At 75.1% G+C, this 1709-nt stretch carries 2 protein-coding genes and 1 pseudogene; all 3 read left to right on the top strand.

Going from position 1 to position 1709, the window contains the following annotated elements; translation table 11 throughout:
• Positions 1-356 (top strand): IclR family transcriptional regulator domain-containing protein (locus VR44_RS34910; protein ID WP_045951663.1); only part of this gene is annotated, 356 nt, incomplete at its 5' end.
• Between the two features lie 101 nt (positions 357-457).
• Entirely contained in the window at positions 458-784 is a 327-nt protein-coding gene (locus VR44_RS34915) for a putative quinol monooxygenase (protein ID WP_045951664.1), read from the top strand.
• A gap of 137 nt (positions 785-921) precedes the next feature.
• Positions 922-1709, top strand: a pseudogene (locus VR44_RS34920) (hypothetical protein); the annotation flags it as partial.

Genomic DNA, 1709 nt, shown 5'->3' on the forward strand with positions numbered 1-1709 from the left:
GTGAGACCCGGGCCCACGCCACCGCCCACGGCAAGGCCCTGCTCGCCCGGCTGACCCCGCGGGCCCGGCGCCGCTACCTCGACGAGCACGGGATGGCCCGGCTGACCCCGGCGACCATCACGAGCGCGGAGGCGCTGGAGGCGGAGCTGCTGCGGGTGCGCGCGGCGGGTATCGCGGTGTCCGTGGGCGAGGCGGACCCGGCGTGGACCTGCCTGGGCGTCGCGCTGCCGCCGGCGGGGGAGGAACGGGACACCGTGCACGCGCTGTCGGTGTCGGTGCCCACGCAGGAGTTCCGCCGGCGCCCCGAAGCCATCCGCGCCGCCCTCGCGGAGGCGGCGTCGCTCCGGATCCGGTGAACCCCCGGCCGCCCGGTCCCCGGCCGGCCCGGATTCCGGCCCTGCCGGAATGGCGTGCGCCCGGCGTGCGCGGGACCCGTCCCACGTGCCAGGCTGGCCGCATGATCTTCATTGCCGTCAGGTTCGACGTCCGCCCGGAGCACAGCGACAACTGGCTCGCCCTCGTCGACGACTTCACCCGCGCCACCCGGTCCGAGCCGGGCAACCTCTTCTACGACTGGTCCCGCAGCGTGGACGACCCGAACAAGTACACCCTGCTGGAGGCGTTCACCGACGCCGAGGCCGGCGCCGCGCACGTGGCGTCGGAGCACTTCAAGGCCGGTATGGAGACGCTCGCCGGAGCCATCGCCACCACCCCGGAGATCATCCACGTCGAGGTCCCCGGCCAGGGCTGGAGCGCCATGGCCGAACTGTCGCCCCGCGACTGACCCCGAACCGGGCGCCGGGGGCGCGTTCCGGTACGGGATCGGGACGTTGTCGTCACGCCGCGGGGATGGACCCCGCGGCCCCCTGGCCGAAAACTGTCTGGGCAGGAAGAGGCTGACCCCAGGGGGGATTTCGAGCCATGAGCGACGGCAGAGGTGGACCGGACGTGCCCCGTCCGGAGAACGACGCGCCGGTCCCGTCCCACGGGACCACCCCGGACCCCGGCGGAGGCTTCACCGACCCGGCCCCGGGAAGGGAAGGCATCATCGTCCAGGGCGGCCGCACGCCCTCCGGCTCGAACGACCCGCGGGCGATCGGTCCGAAGCAGGATGACCCCCGGGCGATCGGTCCGAAACAGGATGACCCCCGGGCCATCGGCCCGAAGCAGGACGATCCCCGGGCGATCGGTCCGAAGCAGGACGATCCCCGGGCGATCGGTCCGAAGCAGGACGATCCCCGGGCGATCGGTCCGAAGCAGGACGATCCCCGGGCGATCGGTCCGAAGCAGGACGACCCCCGGGCCATCGGCCCCAAGCACGACGACCCCCACGCGGTCCGCGACGGCATCATCGTCCAGGGCGGCCGCACCGGGCACCCGGGCGGTAACGCGCGTCAGAAGCGGGCCAGGAAGACGAAGACCATGGCGCTGGTCATCGGCGGCGTCATGGTCCTGGCCGTGGGCGGGTTCCTCGTGGGCCGGCAACTGGGCCACGACCCGGCCACCCTCCAGCCGCAGGCGGTCGCGACACCCACCGCCGCCGTGTCCGGCGGCGCGCCCGCCCCTTCGGCCTCCTCCGACGGCGGCAGCCCGGCACCCCCCGCCACCCCCGGCGCCCCGGCCACGGAAGTGGCGTCCTCACCGACGCCCGCCGCCTCCGAGCCGCCCGCCCGCAACGGCAGCGGCCCCACCCCGGCCCGTTCCACCGC

Origin of the sequence: Streptomyces katrae, assembly GCF_000966975.1 — a bacterium.
Taxonomy (GTDB): Bacteria; Actinomycetota; Actinomycetes; order Streptomycetales; family Streptomycetaceae; genus Streptomyces; species Streptomyces katrae.

Bases quoted from the DNA above. Each gene is read 5' to 3' on its own strand.
- VR44_RS34915 (WP_045951664.1), top strand. From the start codon at position 458: ATGATCTTCATTGCCGTCAGGTTCGACGTCCGCCCGGAGCACAGCGAC.